This is a genomic window from Halomonas qaidamensis, assembly GCF_025917315.1.
GTDB classification, from domain to species: domain Bacteria; phylum Pseudomonadota; class Gammaproteobacteria; order Pseudomonadales; family Halomonadaceae; genus Vreelandella; species Vreelandella qaidamensis.
In genome coordinates, this window is sequence record NZ_CP080627.1 from 3,604,412 (window position 1) to 3,628,350 (window position 23,939).

Below are 23,939 nucleotides of genomic sequence, written 5' to 3' on the forward strand. Positions count from 1 at the left end.
AACATGAAGAGCGGGGCACACCGACGGCAGCATAATCGTGATGCACCATTTATTTGATCAAAGTAGTAAAGCTTTCAAGAAAACGATGAACTATAAACACATTTGACCTATGGATTACTCATCATTATCCAGTAAAAGAACGCATGGATCAGTTTTTGGGGTCAGTATGGTAGTTTGACGTTTGCCACGAGTAACACTAACTCGAAAATTCTGTCTTGTTTGAGTATCGATTTTGTCTTTTGAGTTGAAGCGTACGATTCTGTCAGCGTTGTAGGGTGGCTGCCCTTTACGTTTGATCGGCCACCCCTCAAAGATGATCACTTCATCGAACTGCTTTCCTTTGGCCTTGTGCATGTTCATCACAATTACACCTGACTCTGGCTTAGAATTAGTGGCAAAGTGCTCCTGCACAAATGCCTGCTGGGTAATTGTGAGCGCGTTTTGGTAACCACCATTATCCCGCCAATCCTGAGATAATGCCTGCCGAAGCTGCATCCCACGCTCCAAAATTCGCACATTGCGAACCTCACTCGCGATCTCTTTAAGGCGACTGCATGCGCCATCTTCGAGAGTATGCCGAACCGCCCGCCAATCTTTATCAGGATCGCCAGTCAGTTCAAGTGCGCAGGCCTGCTCATAGACGGCTTTTATGTTGACGAGAATGCTATTTTTACGGGCTCCCTTTCCAGAGGCTTGAAGAGCTAGTGCTTCTTCGTAGGCTTTACGGATACTTGCAGCTTCTTGAAGGGCTTTCTTCGTCGGCTCATTTCCTCCTTTTCCTTGATAGTAATTGCACAGAAGACCAATGAACTGAGCAAAATGGCGTGCATAGCTCGCTGACTGCATAAGCAAAGCGATAATTTCGGCCCCAAGAACGGCGGCTTCCATTTCTATAACGGCCAAATGCGTTACCGCTGTCATGCCTGCCGGTGGCTGACGCAGCGCATCTGAAACCAAGCGAGTCATTTTCTTTGTGGGTACCAGAATGGCTATTGACCAGTTTTTGATCTTTGCTTCAGCAAGCCTCTTCCGAGCCGCATAGACTGTAGTCACTAGCATAGTCATCGCCGGGTCAGCAAAGGGATTGAAACATTCAAACTCAATTCCCTTGTAAGTGCTCTGACGAAAATTCCCTGTCAGTAGGTCATTGCCGAACAATGCGATTTCCGTTCCTGCGCTACGATGATTATCGGTACTCAGATCAAAGTCTGAGACCCTGAACTCCCCTCTGAGGTGATCAAGGCGCGCAGGGTCGGCGCCAATCCAGTCGTAGATTCGCTGTTCCGGATCAGCAAGAGCGATCAAACGACAGAACTCTCCCAATGTTTGAACGATACGCCACTGCGAGTCATTGGTGTCTTGAAACTCATCAAGGATAATGACTGGGTACTTGGCGGCGATAAGACTTCGAATACGTGAGCTACCATGGAGAAGGTCGCCAACATATGGGGCATACAGATCAAAGCACACACGCCCTTCTTGGTTCGCCAAACGTAGTAACTCTGCCTTTTCGGCAGCCTTTTTTGCCTCCTTTTGTTCGTCTGTCAGACTTCTGGCCGGTAAGCCTGAACGGACAGAGGACAGAGCAATAGCTTCTCCAGGAGGCGTGAGAATACTCAATCGACGCGGCAAGCCGATTAGATAGCCGTGAGTCTTTAGAATGCGCCAAAAAAAGGAGTGGTAGGTCTGCACATCGATGCGTTTTTTCTGCTCAGAAGGAATTTTCTGTTCATACTCAATGGCCTCTACCACTCGGGAAACTGTAGCGCGGGCGAAGCTGAGAAACAGAACTTTCTGGCCAGGCTGAAGCGTCTGTTCGACAACCTGTGCTGCCTTTAGGATAGATATCGTGGTCTTACCCGAGCCAGGCCCACCGGTTACAAGGAGATGTCCATCCGCCTGCAGGACATCCTGTTGGCCTTTAGTTAGTTCCATCTGCTTCTGCTTCCTGAGCTGCGGCTGCTTCATCCATTTCCGAGTGTGTGCATGCGGCCTTCAGTTGGAGCGCCGCCTCTCTCAACCACTCGGGAATTTCTACCTCGCTGCACTGCGCGATAAAATCAGCGATACCCCAGTTCCCCTTCGACCATGTAAAGTAATCGCTCAGAGCTGCGGTAGCTTGCGCTTCCGGGTCAGGATACTTTTGAGCGAGATGCTGTGGCCAGTCGATTAGCCGTGTGAATCGTTTAAGGGCTTCTTCGGTTGTGCCCTTCAACACCATATCTTCAACGCCTTTTTCCCCATGCATTAGCAGCAGGTCAACCTGGGCTTCTATCAGTTCCTTATTTCCGTCGTCCTGCCGGTCACAAATCGCAAATGTGTGCTTCCCAAGCTCCCGGTAAAGCTGGGCCATGCCAGGTATGTTGGTTTCACTTCCAGCATCAACAACGCAAATCCCAAGAGCCTCAAGTGATGAGTATATGTCTGGATTCAGCTCCTCAAGGCGACGACAAGCGACAGGAAACGATGAGGCCTCAGTTGCCCCTTCTGCAACAAGAACGCGGCGGGCAAGCAATCCCTCACAGAATCGAGTTCGAAACTCTTGCCTGTACCGTTTCAACTTGACGTTGTCCGGTAAAGTAATGGAGCGCTGCATTAGTACGCCTTCAGTATCGCGCGCGAGCACGACCGTCTCGTCGAGTGAAAATTCTTCGAGTACGTATGGCGAATGGGATGTGAATAGGGTTTGTGATGCTAGCTTTCGAACCTCGTGCACGATGCGTTTCTGTGCGTATGGTGGGATGGCTGTTTCTGGCTCTTCCATGGCGAATATGACGTTCTGCCTATCCTCGGCTATCTGGGATAGCATCGCCAAGACAAGCATATTAATTGTGCCTGTACCTTGTCGATAGAAGGGTGCTGCATGTGTTCCATCGCCCGTTGCAATAAACGCGGTAATAACCTTGCGCAAATGTTCACGCGTCAAATTGGAGACCTTAAGATGAGGCTCTATGCCCCATTCTCTGGGCACATACTTCTTCAGGGCTGCATTGATACTCTCCAAAACGGGTGAGATCCCAAGATTGGGGTTGCTGGCAACGTTGTTTTCGGACAGCGTGGCAAGCGTATCCTCCCACATCTGCGGCCTAACCTCCTTGAGGCGCAGAATAATGTCTAACAAGCTTCCTCGTTCCAAGCTCAGTGCTCTTGAACCTGTGCGAATGGAACGGAGATACAGAAAACCACATACCTGCTTGTGTTTTCTGGAGAAGGGCTCAGGCTTTTCACTTTCTGTAAGGCTGCGCGTGAAGTATGTCTTCCCTTCGAAGTCATCTTCCTCAGAGTCATACCAGCCATGGAAAGTGACACGTATAGCCTCGGTGACACTGTCGACATCTGTGCCTTCTGGATTCGGTTCGTCATAGAACGTATTCGTTCTGGCGTCCCAAAACTCCACATAATCACCGAACACGGCTTTCTGCTCATCAGTGAGATCAACAACAGTTACCTCAATCTTGATCTTCGGCTCGTTGCTCTCTGCAGCCGGCTCCTCGTCTGCTACAGCAGGCTCTGCTTCTTCTCCAGGGGCTCCTTCAGCCGGTTCTAAGACAGTCACTGGAATATACACACCCTTGAAGAAATCATGCTCATCAACGGGAGGCTTACGGTTGAGCCGGTCCGGCCCTAAAGCCAGATCAAGGGCTTCTAAAATAGTTGTTTTTCCAGTGTTATTGTCGCCGATAAGCACACCATGACTGGGGAGAAACACCTCAGCGCTCTTAACACCCCTAAAATTTTCAATCCTAATACGAGATACGCGCATGATGCTCACCCCATTCCTATGCTTTTTGTATCGCCCTGTTTGACGCCTGACTCGACGAGATCAGTCCCACATTTTTTTGCAGCTTTAACAGTCTTCGACACTCGACATATACTGGCAAGCTAATTTATTAGGTCAAATTAAACGCTTCTAATTATTTAGGCCGCGGCGATGATGCTGGCTTAATGTGCTCAAGAGAACCGAGAGGCTACTAGCTTGGCTTGGTAGGCCGCTATAAAGATTTTAATGTGGAGAAAAAGATGTGGACTCTATAAACTCAAAATGAAAGCATACAGGTTTTTGAAAAAGACTGACAACTGGGTATATTTTATTATAATTAAATAGTTAGGCAAAACCAGTGAATGATACATTGAAATTTTTTATAGGAATATCACCTATACTATTTATAATGATAGCTACGATCTGTGCAGGAGGATATGAGGTCTTCAAGTTGTCAAAACACTTTCGCAAATAACCTATCGACGATGACAAACAGAACAATGCTACAAGCTACCTTAAGTACCTTGGTCGTCTCCGAAATAGTCATTTCTTGAAACTAAGCCGAATGTTTCCTCTGTGGTATTTGCATATGGATTTTCGACATCACTAAATAAATTCTGTATGCGCCTCTCATCTTTCATGTATGCCACTGTGCGAAAAAAACAACTTTCACACATATGCAGTTCGTATCGCTCACCATCATGTGTGGATCCATACCCCCAGCGAGCCTGAAGAGTCGCAAACTCGAACCCGCCATCTAGATGAGTGGAGCATAGGCACACATCGCAAACTACGTCAGTAACTGTAACAATCTCTGCCTTTCCAATAATCTTCATCTTATCTCCAGCACTACTCAGCTAAGCCTTTGTCCAGGTCAATGAACCCGTTTAGTTGATGAGTGTAGCTATATATTTAACAATCAGAAATTGGTTTCAAGCCATTTTATGGAGTATGTAGGGAGGACAGTATCTCCAATGCGGCTTACAGACACATCTGTAAAGCCAGTATGGTGGCATGCAGCCTCCGGCGTGAAGCGCCTCAATAAAAACTGGAAGAGGAAACCTCCCCCTGTAGCAGGTATACATGGAGCAGAGCTTAGATCACGAGCTGCTGAAGGATGCGAACAAAAAAGAACTGTTTGAGGTTGATAGCCCTCTTTCGTACTTATAACGGCTTCACCCGATACTTAAGAACCCGCTTAAAAAGGGCAGCGTTTTTATGCCATCACTTAGCCTGTGCCAGGTATGTGCTTGTTGAAATTATCGTGATACTGACGGTGCTATGGCATCGGTTTATAGGTTTAGTGCTTGATCGTTTGGCACTAGCTGAGACGACTTGATCGCGCATATTGTAGGCCGATCCCGTAAAGCGGTAATGTTAAATTCCAGCAAAGGGCTATAGACGAGTACATTAATCTACAATGACAAGTCGGGCAGCAGGTCAAGATCACTGCTCCTAAGCTACAGCAATGCCTCAAGGATATCGGCTCCTGCGAGCAAGCTGACTGACACATTTAAAACGAAGAGTTCCCACTTCTGGAAACCAAGTAAGTGATCTTGGTGAACTTAGCAACTGCGAGGCTTAACTGCTGACCAAGCCTGTGCATGAAGACAAAATTCAAGGAGGTATGGGTGCCGGGTAATAAAAGTTTCATTGCATCTCAAACGACCCAAACGTGGCTCGCGCAGTTCGATCCCATGTCCCAGGGCAACATGGTCAAGATGCTGAAAGCCATGCGGCTGGTATCCCGAGATAAGTTTTCGGAGTCAATTCGCAAAAGGCTATTACAGGTATCCAAAAATGCCCAAGGCCGCGTTGGTCTATACGTGGAACGTGAAATCCCACCCAAAAAGTCTCCCCCAGAGCCCTTGTTTCAGCAAACCAACATACCACCAAGGCGAGCTTTTGGCCTAGGGCCAGATCCCATTCAACCAGACGTTGGAAAGCCAGCAGACGTTGGTTCTGAAGGAATCGTAGCGCAGTTGGTGTCCGAACTATGTCGCGAGTTTCCAGAGAAGTTCGTGAACCATCCTGGCCCCGATGAACTTCGCAAACAAAAAAAGCCTATCAACACTCTGGTATTGGTCACCGACCTAATCGGAAGCGGGGAACGGGCCGAAAGATATTTGGACGCTTTTTGGGCTGTTCATACCGTCAAGAGCTGGTGGTCTGGGCGCATAACGAATGGTCTTTCATTTGGAATAGTAGCCTACGCCGGGACGTTTACTGGCATGAAACGGGTTAAATCTCACCGCCTTTCGCCCTTCGTTTTGACTGTTGCGGAATGCCCGACGATAGATACTGCCTTCGATAAAGAACAGGCCAACGAGATCAAGCTGATTTGCACGCAGTACGGCCCATCCTCGGGAAAAATTGGACCACTAGGTTTCCAGGACACTGGCGCGCTGATCGCATTTTCTCATGGTGCTCCTAACAACGTTCCACGCGTATTATACAACTACAGCAGCTCTTGGACGCCACTATTCGCACGTCGCCAGACTTCGTCCACTCGAGCAAATTTTGAGGAGCAGCTCGACCCAGAGGAGGTTCAGCAGCTCCTTGTGAAGATGAGACATCGACGCCTTTCTGATGGTCAGGACTGGAGCAGAGCACCAAGCGGTACGCTTGAGACCTATCTTGTGCTAGCAGCCTTATCACATCGTCCTCGAAACACTGAGGTCGTCGCGCGGCGAACCGGCTTAACCTTGCTGGAGGTGGAACCCGTGCTTCTAAAAGCCAAAGAAAACGGTTGGGTGGATCAAGTTTATCGCTTGACTGATTTGGGACAGGCTTATTTGCGTGCAGCGAAACGTAAACGGCGCGTCGCACCAGCTAATGAAAACTACGTCAAAAAGTATTACCCTTCTACGCTGAGGGTTCCAACGTGACTTTCTAGTGATGCCGGTGTCGAAAGGCGCCGGTTCGGGTGACGGTTTCGTCATCATGACGGGGCGCAGACTACTGCTGCTTCGCGTTAGAGCTTATGCATGAGAATCAGGCGCCTCCTGCAGCGACCCTTCGGGGCGGCTCGAGGTCTCGCCTTCACTGCAGGAGGTGACTGACCCTTCGGGTCTCAAAGGTAGATGGAGCGCTGGAACCCTCAAATTTTTCGCACACAAGCCCAAACCGCTGCTGTGCCACCCGAGATGGTGGCGCACATGATCACAGTGGGAAAGCGAATCACGTCTTGCCACCGGGAAATTCAGCCGGTTTTCACGCTTAAGCACCTTGCAATGTTAAGTGGCGTCGACTATGGCTTTCTTCGGCATACAGTGGGCAGAAACACTGGTGCATACACCGAATTTCAGATCAGGAAGCGACCATCCGCGAACGGGCAAACCTCCTATCGGACTATCTGTGTCCCATCCCCCGCCCTCATGAAGGTGCAACGCTGGGTTGCTCGAAACATTCTTTCTCACGTCCCGGCCCATCCGTGTAGTGTTGCCTTCTCCACCGGCGATAGTCTGTATAACGCTGTTGCACCACACTGCCCTTCTAAATGGCTTGTAAAGCTGGATATTCGCAACTTCTTCGAGTCCATAGATGAAATCTCGGTTTATAAGGTGTTTCATCAACTGGGCTTTGAGCCACTCATCGCGTTTGAGATGGCTCGTCTCTGCACATATGTCGGGACCAATCCGCTGAATAGCCAAGATCGGTGGGAAGACAGTCACTTGCTGCCTGAGTTCATCATCAAGCTGTACCAATATCCTGGGCAGGGTCACCTGCCTCAAGGCGCCCCTACTAGCCCCATGTTAGCAAACTTGGTCTGCCGGGCGCTGGACGATCGGCTATCTTCCCTCGCTGACGAGCATTCGGTCCGCTACACCCGCTACGCTGATGACATGACATTTTCCACTAGTGATGTTGATTTTGGACGAGAGAAAGCCGGAACGTTGATCCGGCTTGTTTATCATCAACTCAATCGCCAAGCTCTAAACCCGAATACTGCGAAGACTACAGTTGTTCCCCCCGGAGCTCGTAAGCTAGTGTTGGGGTTAAGTGCGGAAGAGAACGTTCCACGACTAACACGACAATTCAAAGACTTATTGCGACAGCACATCCATTATTTGCTCCGCAACGACGTAGGGCCAACGAAGCATGCGGCCGCCCGCGAGTTCGCATCTACGGCTGGATTACGGCACCACCTGGGTGGGCTGCTAGCGTTTGCCGCTCAAATTGAGCCTAAGTGGGCCGCTACTCAGCGTAGCCGTTTCAATGCAGTGCCTTGGCCATATTAAGTATTTTGTCGGCCCATAGAAGAAGCCTTTCCGAAGTCGTTGGTCTTGCCTTGAGCTCCATGGTTTTCTTTTTGGGCTGAAAGGGGGGTCATGATTGACTATGGCGGCACCTCGTTAAAGTGGTAGATCGCTGGAACCGATGAGTACTACACTGGACTGCTCGAAGAAAAAAGGCGGCTATGAACCAACCTACAGCGATACCTTCGTTCAGGTAATAGATATCACTCCAGCATTACCATCTTCGCCCTTGCAATTTTTGTCTGATTTAACCTGCCCTGCAGCCAAGTTAATGCGGATGTAAGGTAGCCGAGCGCGGTCAGGTCCCAAACAAATTCTATTTTTGTATAATTGGTGCTGCTCTATCGCAATAATCCTATAAGCTTGTCTAGAGCTTGGTAGAACAATGAGAGGAGTCTAATGACGTTACCTTACGAACGGGCACGTGCAATTATTCAGATTGAGGCCTTTCTCATTGAACTGATCAAGGATAAATCCCTTCCTCTTGAGAAGCGGCAAGAGGCCCAACGCTTGTTGCGCCACTACCCAAGCCGTAAAGAAGTGCTTTTGGCTGGCGAGATAGAAGAAATGCTTACGTCAGGGACTATTTTTAACCCTATGCTGTCTAGCAAAGAAGAATAAATGGATACAAAACAACCTATACCTCTGTGACTAATCTTACCTACTACTCTTCAAGAGTTTACTAGTGGTGATGAAAAATGCTTAGTGCGGATGACTCAAAGCAGGAAATTGCAATCGCCATCTGGAGGGCGGCTATCGACCTGTTTGGTGGGGATCGAACAGCAGCGGACCAGTGGTTACAAAATGAAGCAATTGGGCTGGGATGGAAGCGTCCCATTGATGTAATGCAGGAGGATCCTCAGCAGGTACTGGATCTTATTACAAGGATAGACAGAGGCGTTTACACATAACTTCGCTTTTCGGCCGTAACTTGGTCTTAGTTTCTTCGCAGCGGCAAGTAATGCTGCTTGAGGAGTTGAATAATGGTCAGGCTCACTCTCGATATCCTGACGCATTTACTCGAAAGGTGCCTATTTCATTTTCAGTGCATTACCGGCCTATGTTGCACAGCCTTTTCTCATCCTGGCCAGCCGACCAACTACTAAATCATCAAAAATCTTAAGATTATTGAATTACCTTCAATTATCTTTGAAAGGATAATTGCGTATGAGGTCTGAGCAATCTGGTTCGTTTTCCAGCACCGATAATCGATCTTTCAACATTTCACGAATTACCTTCCCTATTGCAAACCGCTCTTCCTGCGTTAAGCATATGTTTACGTTATGCAGTGAACACACTCAACTGTGAGGGTTGCCATTGCTGGTCGAGTGCGTCGCGGGTGCACTCAATAGCTTGCCGCCCAAGGCAGCGAGAATGTTTTCGTGTCGCATCATGGCTATTCACCTGTCATTAATTAGTTATTAAACGGGTTATGAGCGTCGATGAACTACGTTTACCACTATACTCATGTAACTCCATCAAAATTGACTTTTGTCCATGGCTTTTCGCAAAACCAGCGATCTCATACCAGTTTTCACCATGGTCAATGTAATCGAATGGAAGTCGTCAGGCGGGATCTATGATACCGCTATGTGTGCAACCGCTATGCCGTCGGCTAGGAAAAAATACCCTATTCAGTTATACCTATTGCTTGCCTGTTCACCTTTTTCTACCCACTGGACAGTAATTCGAAAAGAATTAACTAAACAGGAGGGAGTGGGTAACAATACTTTCTCATTAGTAGGTTGAATGCATTGGGTGTTAGAAGCTGTTCTCTACCGGCAGCTCTTTCATGTCTAGCCTAGTTATCTCGACGATCACTTACACGATGGCTAGCTTATTCACGAAGTCATCAAGCAACTGACCTGGAATAAATACTCAAGGTAACGGTGCCTAAAATATGATTACTCCAAATAGTTTGCGCGAAACAGAGATGGAAGCAAGAGCGCGTCGAGCCGTGATGGAAAGCGGCGATTGGTTAACTGTCGATGAGATATTCCAGTTGCCAGGCAGCTCATGTAGTGACTGTGCTCAGCCTGCGCAGTGGAAACAACAAGGTGACATTTTTACGATTACCGACCATGGCACCGAATACTACCCTGCGTTTGCACTTGAGAAGGAAGCTGGCTACCGACCGTACCGCGTCATGTCGAAAATCATCGACATCTTCAAAGATGATAAAAGCGGGTGGGGAATGGCCTTTTGGTTCCAGTCGGCAAATAGCTATCTCGGCGGGCTACGACCTCATGATCTGATAGCCACAGACCCTGATCTCGTTATTGACGCCGCTCTTGATGAGGTCCAAGGAATCTTGCATGGGTAGTGAGTAGAACGATAAGGAATATTGGCAACTACGATCGACACGCTTCATTCGATCAAACAGGGTAAAAAGGTCTCTGCCCTTAACGGGACGGGAGTTATGAAGAAAAGCTTCCCGCGGCAAGTGAGTTCTGTCTTGTGTGATAGGGCAGTCGCTATAAGCCCATCAGACTATGTTTTCACTGGAGTCGATGTTACCCAGGATACTTTCCCTCGATCAATCCATATCGGATGTTTTGTAGCGAGGTTTACTACCAAATAGATGGAAGCCAAGTCAAAGTAGAACCGCCCACACCAGCATGAAGAACGGGCCAACCTGATACCCCATTAAGCTGGCTACACCCGGATCAACAGCAGTCTTATCTTGCCACCACTCAAAAGTCATTCGGTAAGCCAAAAAATCATCGCTACGAAGCCGGTGAGACAAGCGGCGCCTAGCAAAACACTCAGCGGCGCATTCCTACAACCAGTTCTTTTCCCTATTATTATATTTATGGGGCAGAGCCTTCTTACCCCCTATTTTGGCGCATCCCCAATTGCACAGGCTAATCGCCATTGCTGCTTGCCTCACGACAACATCTCTGCTGGAGGTTTTGTTTCTGATGTTACTGGGAGCCACTGTGTCCTACGTCATATCCAGATTCATAGAACGCTCGCTTTAGTGATCTTTGCTGCACTGGGCTCAAAACTTCCGGCCTGAGAGGTTGGTGTGAAACGCTTTCTTGGTATCGGATCGGAGCAATCGCTAGATGTCGGTAGCTTAGGAAGCTGGGTCAGTCTTTGCTCGCACGCTTCTGTACGCCTAGACTATAAATATATAGTTTTGGTGTACACCTGTGAAACGGATGACAGCTCTGCAGCGATTGGACAGCTGGGACAGAATTGGGCGAAGCGTATTCACGCGAAATGACCTGGCAAAGATCTTTCATGAAGACAACCCTAAAACCCTCCAGGAAGGGATCAACCGACTGCGTAAGCATGGCATCCTCGAAGGCGTAGCCCGGGGCATCTATTGCTACTCCCTTTCGCGGCCCACCGACCCCTACCGGCTGGAACGAATCGCTCGGGCTATGCGCCGAGGGGAGTACAGCTACGTCTCACTAGAATCGGCCCTGTCAGAGTATGGAGCCATCTCACAAATCCCCGTCGATCGCCTAACCATTATGACAACAGGCCGCAAAGGAACGCACTGCACTCCTTATGGAACCATTGAGTTCACGCATACCAGCAGGCCCATCATTGAGCTGCTGCCGCGCATGCGTGACATTGGGCGGCCGCTCAAAATGGCGACGCCTGACGCTGCCTGGGCAGATCTGAAACGAGTGGGGCGAAATACGTATCTAGTAGATGTGGAGGTGATCCATGGCCAGGATTGAGCCTGTGGTTTTTGCCATGCTCGTTGACATGGCAATGGAAGAACCTGGACACAATGCGATGTGGCAAGTCATCGAAAAAGAGCGTCTACACTTCGACATTGTATTCGCTCCAGCGTCGCAGAATGCGATACACGTAGCGGCTAGCCGAGGAGAACCCACGCGGCATCAACTCAAAGGACTACGACCCGGGCCCTACTCCGAGACCTACGGGTTCGGGGTGATCGACTTCATCAACTGGGGCAGAAAGCAGGTGCAGGAGAATCTGGGCCACCGCGTTCCGAGCCTGCAAGTGGTGCGTCGCTAGTTCAGCCGATGCCAAGGAGGGACGTCCAGTCGGTTCGCCAGACATTCGTCGATCCATACGGTGCCGGCCCCCAGATCAGATGAACGGCCATCATTAGCCGACGGCGATTGGCTGGCTAACGGTGGGGCGGTGGGAGGATTTGCAGCGCAGGAATCCAGCCGGATAGCTCGCTGCCCATATCGCCACGCCGTAGCCGCTGCCGTACACCAAAGGATTCGCGACTCATTGGCGTGTGGCGGGGTACAGCGCCTCGGCGAAGACACCATAGCCAAAGTGGCTGACAAGGCTTAGCCGACGCGCTGCTCTTCGTCCACTAGCGCATCCGCCTCACGTGAAGCGTCACGATGTATGTTTTATAGATTGTGCTTTGAAAGCAGGTAATTTCTTTGCTGTTGATATCCCTAGGATCACATTATGTGCTTATGCTTTCTCAGCACCGTTAACATACCGCTGTCGAAGAGTAATGCCAGACCGTCTATTCTCAAGAAACCGCGCAAGCGATTGTGAGGATAATGTGGGTAGGTTTGTTGAGATGAGGAAATCTCTATGTCGCATAAAAACGATCCGCAAAGACCTACTGTCGAAGGCAATGCTAAAAGTCCTCTTGAGCGTTTAAAAGGATCTGTTCAGCATTACGATAAGCCGTTTGAACCGTTGGACAGTGAGCACTGGGAAGCCGATCTCCTGGAGCCTAACACTGCCGTGAAGCCAGGAGAGGTTACGACACACATTGCCCCGACGGGCACTCGCTATATCAGAGTTCGTGAGGTACCCCCAAGGCTCCAAGACGGTTTTGTACGCTATCTCACTGGTGCCGGTTGTCCAGTGGTTGAAAATGAGGATGGCCCATTAGCTTATGAGATCGACTGGATAGAATGGCGTCAGCACCGCCGCCCTGATCGTATTGCGGCGCATAACAGTGCGGAAACGAGTGTCGCAGTGATGCGCACGTTCCCAACTATTGCTCATGAATGGGGGCTGTCAGATACAGACATGGCAGCGCTTCTAGAAATTAATATTGATAGTTATCGTAAGTGGGCAGCCACTCCTTTACAGACAAGCTTAAAGGCTGAGCAGCTTGAACGTGCATCCAATATCCTAGGGATCTATCGGTCGCTAACATTGCTATTTCCTCAAGCAGAAGACCGGCAACGGTGGCTTCATCACTTGATTGAGACTGATAACGCCCCTTTTAATGGTTTCTCTCCCATGGAACTGATGAATCGCGGCGGCTTATCGGCTTTGCGCTCGCTTCGGAGCTATCTTGATGGTCAACGCCAAGGAGGGGAGGAGTCTATTATTCAGTAGTCATGGGCTGCGCGGACTGTACTAGGCCTTTTAATTAAAGTATTTAGGCAGCTCGAAGGGTCGCTCGTTAAAGAATATAGTCGGCACGCAAGAGCTGATCTCTATGCTCCATGAAGGCCTTGGCCATTTTTTCAGGGATATTGCGCCGGCCACCAAAAACGGCAGGAAAGGCAGACATGGAAGCATTCAGCTTTGACTTACCGATTATAACGGATTGTCCTGAAGTACCCATAAGGAGATACGTGATACCGTTACAACAATACCACGTGCAACGCCGTTATAACCCTTTCTTGTTAAAAGCAGTATCGAGACCAGACTACCAACATGAGTAGTATCTTAAGGTAGCAAGAATATTAGCTGCTTGGAGATAACTATTTGATCCTCAAAATTAATTGTATCAGCCACTCTTCTTTGCTGGTTTGATGACGTTAATATTTTCAATATCTTAGAGCTTTGTAGTGTAAAGAGAGCTTCTTTATATTGCGAGAGAGTTGCAGGTGAGTTATTGCAGGTATCAAATATCAGATCTTGGACGTTTAAACCTTCGCGTCTCCCGATATATTTAGGTATTTCTTCCAGCAGTGCCGCTATAACTCTTTTATTCGCATCATCATCAAAGTAAAAATCAAAAGTTTCCTGATTAGCAAGAGCCTCCAAAGTTGGATTATACCCAAGCATCATATTAAGACCATCTCCTCCATGGTGCTCAAATGTGTTTTGACTACCCCAATGGGTCAGCAGCATTTCATTTCGCGCAGTCGGGTGTGAAGACAAATGAATTAGCCAGTAAGATCGATTACTTTTTGGAGAAACTATAAAAAACGGTGTCAAAAAAGATGCGCCGCACTGTTCTTTAATTTCTTCATAAAGCAACTGCTCAATTAGAAGCCTACTTCTAGACACATCTTTTCTGCTTTGTAATTCAGGCTTTTCTAAAAGCCCCTCGAGATTAATTTTAGCTAGCAAAGATACATATCGAGGGTCATTCGACATATAATTAATCAGACTATCAGTCGAGAAAGTCAAAATAACTTCTGTGCTTTTCGGAAACTCTTTAAATATACTTCTTATCGTGTTAGCAGGTACATCCTTATAACCATATTGATCTAATATGAAAATATTTCTTGGGCTTCTTTGACGCCTTTTAATATCAGCTATAATATCTGGCAGCGCATCAAGAAAACCTGTTTTAAGAGATTTTATTTTATCACGCGAACTATATCCATGTTCATTGAGCGAAAATTCAAGATGCCTAAAGGCCGCTTCATCAATTTCTACAAAATAATAATTCGCATCTATCTGAAAATATTTTCGTCTACCTGATGCGTTAACTTCTGCCTCTGCTTCTTTCATCGTCCTAAGCAAGAGAAGCGGTGATCCAGGTACTATATCTGAGGTGTCAGGTAATCTATATCGACCGCCACCAGCAAAACCATCTATCAAATTTATACGAAATTTTTCGATGGTAGGGTTCTTTGTAAAAACCCTGATGTATCGCTTAAGGTAATCACAAATAACCTCATGCTTGGCAATACTATGCTGATCAATAATTGGAGGTAAATTAAAATCAGACCAGTCATATCCATTTTTTGATGGCATACGGTTCCTTCACTTATCGCTACGTCACACACTAAAAGATAGTTATTATAAATGTAATGCAGAAATTCTGGGCATTTCATCCCAAACTTTTCCTTGTAGCTCCCTACCATTAGCCTTTTTATTTCTTTTTTTGCCGTCAGCTCCCCAAGTCCCCCACTGTTTAAAGAAAAAAGCGACGCCTTGATCTTCACATTGTTGACGAACTTGATTAACCCATTCTTCCTTCAGTGGGCGAGCATAGCGACCAGACTCACCACCCACTATAACCCAATGTATATCGGTCAAATCAAGTGGCCCTACATCCTCTAGCAATGGCTCAACGGATAGAAAGCGGACGGTGGCAGCAACATCACGTAAGTGCTGAATTCTAGGTACACCGTATTTTTTATCTTCTACTGATACGCCAATCCAGGCGTTAGTAGGTGCTTCAATAGTTTCGAAATAACGACTCATACGCTCTGCACGCTTGGTAAGTATTTGATAGGTGTGATGAGGCGTACGACGAATTACGTCGAATACGCGATCCAGAAACTCGACTGGAACAGCCTCGTGGAAGAGATCGCTCATAGAATTTACAAAGTATTTAGTAGGCTTTTTTCTACGGAAGGGCTGTTCTAAACGATCTTCCAAAAGACTTAACTCAAAGCCATTCTCATAACCCGGCGTCCCCATGGCCTGCAAGCGCTTCGCCATTTCTTCTGCATAGCAGTGTTTACATCCCGGTGAGACCTTGGTGCATCCCGTCATAGGGTTCCACGTATGCTCTGTCCACTCAATCGAACTCTTGCTACTCATAGCCAATCCTCCTTCAGCGCAGTCCTTTGTATAAAAGACTAGGTACTGTTAAAGCAACATTTATTGTATCATAGTCAAATATTTATATAAATGTAAATAAGTGAATAATCATGACCTATAGAGTAAAGCTGGCTGTGGCATTAAAAAACTATATGGATGAGCACTCGTTGACACAGTTTAGAATCGCAAAGGCCCTGGGTGTAAGTCAGTCTTTAATTAGCAGAGTTTTGAGACAAGAGTGGACGCGGAAAACAGAAAGCATAAGAAAAATCGAGAATTTATTAGATATGCAGCCAGAGGTAGACCCCCGACAATCGGAGGTCTTAATGAATGCACTTGCTGAAGTTTGGACTGGAGACGAACGTGATGCTGAGTTGCTCGCAAACTGTATTATAGCGATAGGAAAGATTAGAAAGGAGAATTTCTAAAAGCTGAGTTCCATTTCAGAATTCAAACCCTAGCTTATTTTAAACCTTATATTATCTTTATACGTAAAACGACGTGCACGCTTACTAACATCGTCTGGATGTATAACAAGTTGGCCTCTCTCCTCAAGCGGCCTCAATGCATTTTTCTTGTATTGAGATGAGTGAAAAATAGTCTTATCAGACCCTACAAATGATTCAATCACTTTGGTTGTTACCCACTGGCCAGAAAACTCATCGCTAATAGCTTGGATTAAGGGTTGAAAATTTGGAACAGAAAGGTCAAGTTCATTGCCAGCACCACCTCGGTAAACAAAATCACCTTCCGGAGCAATTTTCCATATTGCCTGTTTCATTTTGTCCGTCCCCATCCAGGAACCAGTAGCGAAAAATATACTATATACGTGCCGGTCTCCCTTATTTAAATCAAAGTGAATAGCATTCGAAGCTCCTGACTCTTTAAGCTTCTTTTTATATAAATCATACAAATACTCTTTTCTCTTCTTACGATCATTAAGCTCTTGAGCTTTTCTCCATTCGTCGCTGCCAAATAACCTATCTAGGTGTGGCTCAAACTCCTTTGAACGAAGAAAACGATTTATATTTTCATACATCACCGAAATATAAATCTCTGACTTTGAATTTTTCAGCAAACGGTTCAAGATTGACATTGGCGTATCCGATACGCCAAAAGGATCTACCATTGCAAAGCAGGGTGCTAGCCTAGAGTTTTGCTCTTCTATTAGCGTCAAAAGTTCATCAATTGCCTCATCAAATTTACTGTTGGCATAATATATTGAAAACTTAGTGGGGAGCACTGGATACTTTTCAGCCACTAAATCTTTAAGATGTTGTAATCGACTTTCATCATCTTCAACAAAACAAAATATTATTTCTTGATTTCTAACATCTTTATGTGTGTGTAATAAAGCTGCTTCAAGAGCAATGAGTGGAGATCCTTTGTGCCCATTTAAATATTCTCCTGGGCCTGAAAAACCGTCAATGAATAGTAGTCTTTTATTATATTTTGATAATATTGGAAACCAAGCATCTAGGTAAGACTTTAAAACTAAATGCTTCCCCTCAGAATGTTCATCCAATTTCCATAACGTCTGCCGCGGCTTTCCCATAATGTTATCATTCCCTATTTTTGATCTTAAAATTTTATAACATAAGAAAAGCTTAGAATCTATTGATCTATATGCCACTTGATACTTTTTTTGAACATTGATAAATCTCAAGTAGAGGCACTGTATATAAGCTTCAATGTTCCAAATATGTCTCGGTACGACAAGTGCTTATCGTGAACAAAGCTCTTACTACTCAAGACCGAAAAGGCATACTGTATTTATTACCAAGTATCAATGACATTAAAAGCTATTAATTATCATTTATATTGACGCTGCCATCAGCTCTCCTACCTATACTTTTACTGTGCTGGTTTGAACACTGAACTCACATATCTTCATTTTTGGTTATCAGTAAACCATTTTTAAAAGGGACATTAATACCACTTTTTCACATAACTCAATGAAAATTCAACAATTTCCAACAACAGACCGATGCTCAAAAAGTAACCCAACAATCCTTTTTGACATAACATGCCGATTTATCTATCAAGCAACGTGCACTCCAATTTAATAGATATCGGTGAGACTAGCCTTCTGAGTAGAGAACTAGGAACGAATGGCCATCCGTATTTAGCTTAATTATTGATCTGTTAAGCTACAAATTCTGCTGGCTCAATTCGATGCAAATAGAGCTGATACTCCGGTGGCTGCTGAGTTTTTGGGTCTTCTGCGACATCCAGATCTTTCAAAACATACCGGACTAATGCAAGCCGAATCGTTACGCGTCTGCTAATAGCCCCCTTAAAGAGTTCGTCACGAATCAATAGCTGCTGCCCAGGCGTTAGAGAAGGATGCGTTCGTAACTCAAGGTGAACTCTTTCTTCCCAAACGGCATCAATGGGCGTGTCTGTATTCTTTGGTGCTGATTCAGCTTGCCATACACAGGCTAAATTAAAGTCACGGTGCTCAGCTGTACTTTCATCAAATGCCCTTATATGCCACCGCCGCCCGGCGAAGAGGAAGGCCTGTGGATGAACTACCCGCTCAAGCCCTTCCGGATGATTCATGGAGCGGTAGAGGATCCTAACAGCGGAACGATGATTCATTGCTGAATGAATTATGCGAAATAACGATGGGTCAACGTTGGTAAAGTCTTTCTGGGTGTCCTCGACTGCGACGTGGTCAAGTCGAGTCCCAACCGACCGAAAATAACCCTCGATGCTCAGTTGAGCGACTTCAGGCTTGAAGCGCGCTGTCGGCGCATATCGCCCGCGCCCCTGTCCCAGCAGAGGTTGCGTGTTATGTGGGCACGTTTCTCGATACGAGGCTAGAATCCGTGAAGCTTGCACACTGCAAACACCAAACTTCTCCAGCAACCTCTGGTTGGTTATCTAACCTTCATATGCCAGTAACATTTCTATGAATTCGAATTGCATTCGAGTGCGGTCATCTACTGTCATGGTTCTCTACCAGCCCTCAATTAACATTGATGTTAACTTAATATCAATGTTAACTCAGCGTCTATGTGGATTTGGTGGCCTATGTCTGAGGAAGCGAACAACCTCTTTGATCGCGTGCCGAAGCATATTTTTCGACCGCTGGGGCAAATGATCATGCGCGGCGTAATTGGTCGCTCATAGACCACTTGTATAACGATTTCTTTGCCCCTGAAGCTGAACCCCTGAGGGCGAAGATTGGACTCAAAGGCGAGTCGACGCTTAGCGAGTTATTCTATTTTTTGGCGAGAGATAATCACTCCGTACTGGCTATGTTGGGAACACTGCGTTAGGCCCAACACTTATGGTTTGGGTGCTGACGCCGACTAGCCATTCTCATGGCGCATTGCATCAGCTTTTAACGTATTAAGAATTAAATATTAGCCATAGTTCCAGCTGTCACAGATTAAGCGTGACTCAAAAAAATACCAAATGCTACTCACTCAGCCCGCATGAGAAGCTGAGTGTGAAACACTAAAAATGAACAACAATTAAGCAATTTTCACATTACAGATCCAATAGTTTGCTTGAACTTCTCACGCATCGATGCCAGATCGCCAAAATCCACTTCTTCACCAAGACTACCGTCAGAGTTGATGATGTGATAATGCCCACCATCTTGAGTCAGGAACATTACCTTTCCGTAGCTAGGAGGAGTATGTCGGGCCTTTCGAACGGCATCCTTAATATCATGCTTGGTTTCGACAAGTCGTTGAAGGGGAGGATCGCCTGGGATGTGTGTGAGGCATACGACGAAATCAGGATAAAAATAATTTTTATGATCGCCTCGCATAACACGAACAGCGTAGCGTTTCTTCTCAGGATTACGAAACCACCAGGTTACGAACTCAGCTCTGTCTAATGCTTCTGCAAAGCGAAGCTCATCGCTGTTGAGGGCATAGGTGAAATCGAATCGTCCAGTGCGAAATACGCCAGTTTCGAGATTCCATGTAGCCGTGTCCATCAATCGCTGAGCATCGTATTCAAGATGTTGGTCTAGTTCACCAAGCTGTTGTGCATCCGGTGGCAAGACACCATAGATATGCTTCTCAGAGCTCAGCAGCGGCATGCTCTCTGCAAAAAGTAAAGCATCGGGTAATGCCTCCGCTTCTGCAGTCTCAGCGTGCTCCGCTAAGGCTGCCCAAAAAGCCTCAGAAAGCTTTGTCGCACTGGCTCGTATAATCCAATGAGCGGCATAGCGGCACATCCGCTGAATTTCAGACTCATCTACATCCTGATCCGCATCCTCTAGTGCATCCCGAACATGAGGCTCAGCTTGTCGCGCCATGATGCTAACTAGGATCCTTCGGTCTTCTTGCTCCACGTTTGGCAGTCGAGACATAACAACGTTCGCCTGCTTAGCTAAGGCATTACGATCCAAAGAAATGCGAACAGACTGGGTAGAGACCTTTTGCTGGGTCATCTCAACATGACGCTCGATTTCTTTTAATCTATCTCTTGCTGCTAGCTGAGCTTCACGCATCAAAGACGGTGAAATTGGAACCTGGGTCGCCGCCCGCTCTGTGATCTTGGCCATGTCTAACGCATTAGGCCGGTTCTCTCGTCTCAGTGACAATGGCACATTGGGTAGTGTGCGCTGACAACGATACAGGCGAATGCCGAACGAGCGTAGTCGCTCTTCAAGCTCATCTTCAGTCAGCGCATCAAGAGGCGAAGGTCTTATTACGTCTTTTTCCCCATATACGATGGTGTCTAGATCCTCGTCTGTGAATAAATGGCCCTGAGTATGGCCAGAATTATTGCTACTGCTCGGAATTCCGCTTTCAGGTGTCGTGGGGGAGGCGTGTTCCGTCACACTTCCAGTTGCGCCCTGCCCATGAGAGGTGGGGGCTCCTAAAGCATACGAGAGTGGCTTTTGTTTTGTTGTCTGATTTGTGAACGCTTGCGCTCCGGATCGAGTGTTTCTCAACACCATTTTCTCAGTTTCGCCCTCAAGCCGACTTTTAACCGCCATAGCATTGTTGACAGCGGCCTGATAGCCAGCCTGCGCTTCAGCATTTGCCAAGTAAATAAAGGCTGTATTGAAATCGGGTGGGATATCTTCAACATTGGCATACGCTTGGCGTATTGGCTTCGCCACCCGCATAACACGCCCAACATACTGCATCGCATAATCAGGATCATTGACAGACTTGGTTGTCGCTAAGACAGCTGCTCGGGGTGCATCGAAACCTGTGCCAGCTGACTGTTTAAAGATCAGTACCTTCTTTGAGGTGTCATTGGCAATCGCTGACATCATAACTGGATCCGGCGCATCAGCTGAGTGCTTTCCGATAGCATGGGGCGGAATGCCACATTCATGCATTAGAATCTTTTCTGCGGACTCGATAGCTCCTTCGCCGTTTTCTACTTGAACAAGCAACAAAGGCTCCATCGCTATTCCCGCATCCACTAACTGCCGCTGCAGATGCTGATTGCGACGCCATGCCTGTTTAATGACTGTAGCTTTCAAATCGGTCACATCGTGAGTTGCTTGTCCAAGCTGGTACATCACCGCTTCAATGTATGCCTTGTTCAAACGAGCTTTAACAACATCTGATCGACTGACACCGAATGACTCAAAACTCGACTTCCCCGCACTGGCCAAAAACTGATTGATCCGCTGACTTTTCGGGGTAGCTGTGGCCATGGCTAGGTAGCGTGGCTTCAGCCACTTAACGAACTGTCCAAACTCGGTCGCTTCATCCAAGGCTATATGTGCCTCATCAACGACAACACCAATCCTCATCCCATTAGCGCGGGCGAGTGCAATAAACGCAGCAGGAGTTCGTAGGCTCTCACCTCCTCCAACGTCATAGCCTGCTCTACGCCAACTAGCGCGAGAGACACCGCTCGTTGTCGATAAAAGCACTTGGCCAGGTGCAGGCTGTTGGTTCAAACCATGACTCAACAACTGACCACTCAGCTCAGTAGCATTGGTTGCAAGAGCATCTAGCGTCTGCTGTAAGAGCGTGACATAGGGAACAAACCACAGCCATAAAACGTCATGCAGCGTTGAAACATTTCCTAGCACCCGTGACAGAATGAAGGTTTTACCTGAGCCTGTAGGAGCTCGCAGTAAGCACGGAGGTTCAGCGCTGCTCTGAATTACATCCGTTATATTATCAATCAACGTGAACTGAAAGGACTCAGGAACCAACAGTGGCCCTTGAGCCGTTGTAATGGCTTCAGAAAGTGAGCGGGCGGGGAATGTCATTCGATCAACTCCTCCTCAAAAGCTTTACGTACGCTTTGAGCTCGGCGAAAAGCATCATCTAGAGGGAAAGAATCGATTGTTCGATGTTCTGCTAACGCACTGCGCACCGAGTCTGGCCGAGGTGAGTAAATAACCAATCTCTGAGCCGGCCACTGTGATAACTGTGAGAGGGTTTTTTCTGTTACCCGACGGCATATCAAAATGGCGGCTGTTTCATCTTCTGCTGCCACTAATATGTCATCATCCTCTAAGTGAGATCGCAAAAGACCTGTTTTGCGAAGTGCAACTAGAGCACTGGCATGATCAGGCATTCCTTCGAAATCAAGATCAGCCTCTTCAACAAGATCTAGGCTAAGATATGCAAAGCCTTCATTGGCATTATTAATACCATCTCTCTGCCTAGCCTTTAACACTCTTCTAATGCGCTCTGCACAAATGTCCCGACATATATTTTTGTCTGGCTCACGCTTAGTAGCTTCAGTGCTAGAGCACAGAATGAATTTCCGATTACCTCCATCCTTCTCGTTCAGTTCCATGACTGCATGGCCAGTGGTGCCACTCCCAGCAAAGAAATCAAGTACGATATCATCAGGGCCTGTTGCCTGATCAAGTAAGTGCCTTAAAAGAGTTAGCGGTTTCGCATAGTTGAAAACTCGGCTGCCAAAAATTTCAGCAATGCCATTTGCGCCTTCCTTATTCGTTGTGGACACGAAGCTACTTGGCGCATCGTATTCATCTATTTCAAACCTAGGGACGATCCAGCTCGAAAGAGGCTGCCTCTTATTTTTCAAGTCTGCTTTGTAACGCTTAAACTGGGGTCTACCAAAGCCTACAGGGACTCCAACAAAACAATCTAAGCCAGGCAGTCCACGTCGCAATAAAGGGGTCTTACCAGACATAGGCACGTCACCACTATCAATCGCGTTAAGCAGGTCATTCACCGTCTCCCAAACAACAACGCGCTGATCATCTCGCGGGAACAATATTTGTTTCAAAGCAATGAATTCCTCCATTGTCTTAGCTTGCACCTTTTGACCTGGTTTCAGCCTCTTTTCAGTAGCATATACCCATACTCGATCTGGATTAGGAGGGTAAAAAATTCCTGTACTTGGATCTTCCAATGGATAATAAAGATTCGGGCGTTCTTTATATGAGAACCCAAGTGTTAAGTCACTTGTACGCCAAGCACCACGAGGATCTTCGTCATCATTCGAATACATTGCGTAGCTTTTCTCAAAGCCATGGAAGGCGAAACCAGCATTACCGTAAACTAAGATATGCTCATGATCCGCGCTCATGAAGCACGCCTGCTTAGCATTGGAACCCTGACGGGTTCGCCAGACCATCGTTCCCAATCGACGCCCTGGCATTACCTCATCCAATAGAAGCTCCAGTCTTGATCGGTTTTCATCGTTGATAGAGATAAGCATCACACCATCAGGTGCAAGAAGCTCTCTGGCTATCAATAACCTTTGATATAGGAACTCAAGCCATTTAGAGTGCTTCCATCTATCGGTTTTTGAGACATATGCGTCGTTGTATACCCAGTCTTTTGCTCCCGTGTTGTAAGGAGGGTCTATGTATATCACCCGAACCTTCCCAGCATGCGTGCTGCGCAGCAGGCGTAGAGAGTCAAAATTATCTCCCTCAATAATAAGATTCCCCGTCTCGCCGCACTCTGGAAAATGAGATAACTCGCTGGAGACTGCTGGAAGAACAATATTTCCGTTCAAGGCCTTGTCGTGCTCAATGGCATCTCGCTCCCACGCTAAACCCAAACGTTTTTGCGTCAGCTCCTGAGCTAACCAAGCCCTGAGCTCCGAGGCCGATAGCTGGTCAAGCCTTTCAAGTAGTTCCGTGCGTTTCATCGTCATAGTGCAGTCCAGTTCAGTCATGTGGCCATGCCACCCTTCAGGCGTGCAGTGCTGAAAATTGCACGAACCCTACCATAATTGAGGTTGGCTCACTCCCGCTCTCTAGCCGAGTTTCAATAACTCTGGCAATGATAGCT

17 protein-coding genes are annotated in these 23,939 nt (G+C 47.0%); 9 read left to right on the top strand and 8 right to left on the bottom strand.

Annotated elements, in window-relative coordinates; all coding sequences use genetic code 11:
* Window positions 1-114 precede the first annotated feature (114 nt).
* Entirely contained in the window at window positions 115-1,968 is a 1,854-nt protein-coding gene (locus tag K1Y77_RS16250) for an ATP-dependent helicase (protein ID WP_264429561.1), read from the bottom strand.
* A complete protein-coding gene (locus K1Y77_RS16255) occupies window positions 1,922-3,763 on the bottom strand; it encodes an ATP-dependent nuclease (protein WP_264429562.1) in 1,842 nt (613 codons plus the stop codon). Before K1Y77_RS16255 ends, K1Y77_RS16250 begins: the two co-directional genes overlap by 47 nt.
* Window positions 3,764-5,391: 1,628 nt before the next feature.
* On the opposite strand from K1Y77_RS16255, the gene K1Y77_RS16260 reads away from it, so the two are divergent.
* The 8 genes from K1Y77_RS16260 to K1Y77_RS16290 all read left to right on the top strand — a co-directional run bounded on the left by K1Y77_RS16260 (window position 5,392) and on the right by K1Y77_RS16290 (window position 13,326).
* Entirely contained in the window at window positions 5,392-6,648 is a 1,257-nt protein-coding gene (locus K1Y77_RS16260) for a phosphoribosyltransferase-like protein (RefSeq protein WP_264429564.1), read from the top strand.
* Window positions 6,649-6,993: 345 nt separating this feature from the next.
* Complete coding sequence (locus K1Y77_RS16265) at window positions 6,994-8,001, top strand: reverse transcriptase family protein (protein ID WP_406567290.1); 1,008 nt, start codon at window positions 6,994-6,996, stop codon at window positions 7,999-8,001.
* Window positions 8,002-8,418: 417 nt separating this feature from the next.
* Window positions 8,419-8,640: a BPSL0761 family protein gene (locus K1Y77_RS16270; RefSeq protein WP_264429569.1), complete on the top strand. Its 222-nt coding sequence runs from the start codon at window positions 8,419-8,421 to the stop codon at window positions 8,638-8,640.
* Between the two features lie 77 nt (window positions 8,641-8,717).
* Window positions 8,718-8,930, top strand: a complete 213-nt coding sequence (locus K1Y77_RS17415; protein ID WP_406567238.1) for an antitoxin Xre/MbcA/ParS toxin-binding domain-containing protein — start codon at window positions 8,718-8,720, stop codon at window positions 8,928-8,930.
* A gap of 989 nt (window positions 8,931-9,919) precedes the next feature.
* Window positions 9,920-10,342 (top strand): hypothetical protein, encoded by a 423-nt coding sequence (locus tag K1Y77_RS16275; protein ID WP_264429571.1) that lies wholly within the window; start codon window positions 9,920-9,922, stop codon window positions 10,340-10,342.
* An 841-nt stretch (window positions 10,343-11,183) separates the two neighbouring features.
* A complete protein-coding gene (gene abiEi, locus K1Y77_RS17420; protein ID WP_406567291.1) occupies window positions 11,184-11,714 on the top strand; it encodes a type IV toxin-antitoxin system AbiEi family antitoxin in 531 nt (176 codons plus the stop codon).
* Complete coding sequence (locus K1Y77_RS17375) at window positions 11,701-12,018, top strand: hypothetical protein (protein WP_320055274.1); 318 nt, start codon at window positions 11,701-11,703, stop codon at window positions 12,016-12,018. Before abiEi ends, K1Y77_RS17375 begins: the two co-directional genes overlap by 14 nt.
* Window positions 12,019-12,564: 546 nt before the next feature.
* Window positions 12,565-13,326 carry an antitoxin Xre-like helix-turn-helix domain-containing protein gene (locus K1Y77_RS16290; protein ID WP_264429575.1) on the top strand — a complete coding sequence of 254 codons (762 nt, stop codon included), beginning with the start codon at window positions 12,565-12,567 and terminating at the stop codon, window positions 13,324-13,326.
* 336 nt (window positions 13,327-13,662) lie between these two features.
* Here K1Y77_RS16290 and K1Y77_RS16295 read toward each other — a convergent pair whose 3' ends face one another.
* The gene (locus K1Y77_RS16295) at window positions 13,663-14,925 is read right to left on the bottom strand and encodes a three-Cys-motif partner protein TcmP (RefSeq protein ID WP_264429577.1); all 1,263 of its coding nucleotides are present in this window, start codon (window positions 14,923-14,925) and stop codon (window positions 13,663-13,665) included.
* A 45-nt stretch (window positions 14,926-14,970) separates the two neighbouring features.
* Window positions 14,971-15,720, bottom strand: a complete 750-nt coding sequence (locus K1Y77_RS16300) for a DUF5131 family protein (protein ID WP_264429578.1) — start codon at window positions 15,718-15,720, stop codon at window positions 14,971-14,973.
* Window positions 15,721-15,830: 110 nt separating this feature from the next.
* On the opposite strand from K1Y77_RS16300, the gene K1Y77_RS17435 reads away from it, so the two are divergent.
* Window positions 15,831-16,148, top strand: coding sequence for a hypothetical protein (locus tag K1Y77_RS17435; protein WP_454771252.1), 318 nt, complete (start codon window positions 15,831-15,833; stop codon window positions 16,146-16,148).
* Between the two features lie 29 nt (window positions 16,149-16,177).
* Here the strand turns inward: K1Y77_RS17435 and K1Y77_RS16305 are convergent, their stop codons facing one another.
* The 4 genes from K1Y77_RS16305 to K1Y77_RS16320 all read right to left on the bottom strand — a co-directional run bounded on the left by K1Y77_RS16305 (window position 16,178) and on the right by K1Y77_RS16320 (window position 23,823).
* On the bottom strand, window positions 16,178-17,275 hold the full coding sequence (locus tag K1Y77_RS16305) for a three-Cys-motif partner protein TcmP (RefSeq protein ID WP_264429580.1): 1,098 nt from the start codon (window positions 17,273-17,275) through the stop codon (window positions 16,178-16,180).
* A gap of 590 nt (window positions 17,276-17,865) precedes the next feature.
* Window positions 17,866-18,564 carry a WYL domain-containing protein gene (locus K1Y77_RS16310; protein ID WP_264429582.1) on the bottom strand — a complete coding sequence of 233 codons (699 nt, stop codon included), beginning with the start codon at window positions 18,562-18,564 and terminating at the stop codon, window positions 17,866-17,868.
* Between the two features lie 649 nt (window positions 18,565-19,213).
* Window positions 19,214-21,928, bottom strand: a complete 2,715-nt coding sequence (locus K1Y77_RS16315) for a DEAD/DEAH box helicase (protein ID WP_264429584.1) — start codon at window positions 21,926-21,928, stop codon at window positions 19,214-19,216.
* The gene (locus tag K1Y77_RS16320) at window positions 21,925-23,823 is read right to left on the bottom strand and encodes a site-specific DNA-methyltransferase (RefSeq protein ID WP_264429587.1); all 1,899 of its coding nucleotides are present in this window, start codon (window positions 23,821-23,823) and stop codon (window positions 21,925-21,927) included. Before K1Y77_RS16320 ends, K1Y77_RS16315 begins: the two co-directional genes overlap by 4 nt.
* Window positions 23,824-23,939: the final 116 nt, after the last annotated feature.

Coding starts and splice junctions, on each gene's coding strand:
- K1Y77_RS16250 (WP_264429561.1), bottom strand. CDS start 1,968: ATGAAGCAGCCGCAGCTCAGGAAGCAGAAGCAGATGGAACTAACTAAA.
- K1Y77_RS16255 (WP_264429562.1), bottom strand. CDS start 3,763: ATGCGCGTATCTCGTATTAGGATTGAAAATTTTAGGGGTGTTAAGAGC.
- K1Y77_RS16265 (WP_406567290.1), top strand. CDS start 6,994: ATGTTAAGTGGCGTCGACTATGGCTTTCTTCGGCATACAGTGGGCAGA.
- K1Y77_RS16270 (WP_264429569.1), top strand. CDS start 8,419: ATGACGTTACCTTACGAACGGGCACGTGCAATTATTCAGATTGAGGCC.
- K1Y77_RS17415 (WP_406567238.1), top strand. CDS start 8,718: ATGCTTAGTGCGGATGACTCAAAGCAGGAAATTGCAATCGCCATCTGG.
- K1Y77_RS16275 (WP_264429571.1), top strand. CDS start 9,920: ATGATTACTCCAAATAGTTTGCGCGAAACAGAGATGGAAGCAAGAGCG.
- abiEi (WP_406567291.1), top strand. CDS start 11,184: ATGACAGCTCTGCAGCGATTGGACAGCTGGGACAGAATTGGGCGAAGC.
- K1Y77_RS17375 (WP_320055274.1), top strand. CDS start 11,701: ATGGCCAGGATTGAGCCTGTGGTTTTTGCCATGCTCGTTGACATGGCA.
- K1Y77_RS16290 (WP_264429575.1), top strand. CDS start 12,565: ATGTCGCATAAAAACGATCCGCAAAGACCTACTGTCGAAGGCAATGCT.
- K1Y77_RS16295 (WP_264429577.1), bottom strand. CDS start 14,925: ATGCCATCAAAAAATGGATATGACTGGTCTGATTTTAATTTACCTCCA.
- K1Y77_RS16300 (WP_264429578.1), bottom strand. CDS start 15,720: ATGAGTAGCAAGAGTTCGATTGAGTGGACAGAGCATACGTGGAACCCT.
- K1Y77_RS17435 (WP_454771252.1), top strand. CDS start 15,831: ATGACCTATAGAGTAAAGCTGGCTGTGGCATTAAAAAACTATATGGAT.
- K1Y77_RS16305 (WP_264429580.1), bottom strand. CDS start 17,275: ATGGGAAAGCCGCGGCAGACGTTATGGAAATTGGATGAACATTCTGAG.
- K1Y77_RS16315 (WP_264429584.1), bottom strand. CDS start 21,928: ATGACATTCCCCGCCCGCTCACTTTCTGAAGCCATTACAACGGCTCAA.
- K1Y77_RS16320 (WP_264429587.1), bottom strand. CDS start 23,823: ATGACTGAACTGGACTGCACTATGACGATGAAACGCACGGAACTACTT.